General features: G+C 55.0%; 1 protein-coding gene. It reads right to left on the bottom strand.

What is annotated here, in order from left to right:
- Positions 1–327, bottom strand: a 327-nt coding sequence (locus QKE52_RS13390; protein WP_347949012.1) for a YPDG domain-containing protein, incomplete at both ends; no start/stop codon positions are given.

The raw sequence follows: 327 nt of genomic DNA, 5'->3' as shown, positions 1-327 counted from the left end.
GGAGCCTTGGTGTCCTTGTTCAGCTTGGAGCCATCCGGGAACGTCACCGTGATCTCACCGGTGTTCTCGTCGATCTTGACTTCGTAGCCCTCAGGAGCAGTGAAACCATCAGTGATCTTAAACTTTGAACCCTCAGGAGCCTTGGCGTCCTTACCATCCTTATCAGTAAAGGTCGGCGACGACTTCGTCTCCTCACCAGGAACAACCAACTTGCCCTCATACTCCGGCTCGAAGGTTGCGGCATTGGTGGGGTTACCCGGCTCGATCGGAGTTGCCGGAATCGAACCCTTATCCTTCGGGTTAGAGCCCTTGTCCTTCTCTACCTCG

The organism is Corynebacterium sp. c25Ua_47 (assembly GCF_039907205.1).
Taxonomy (GTDB): domain Bacteria; phylum Actinomycetota; class Actinomycetes; order Mycobacteriales; family Mycobacteriaceae; genus Corynebacterium; species Corynebacterium hiratae.
Note: the sequence above shows the minus strand (reverse complement) of the source record. Positions and strands in the feature narration are given on the sequence as shown.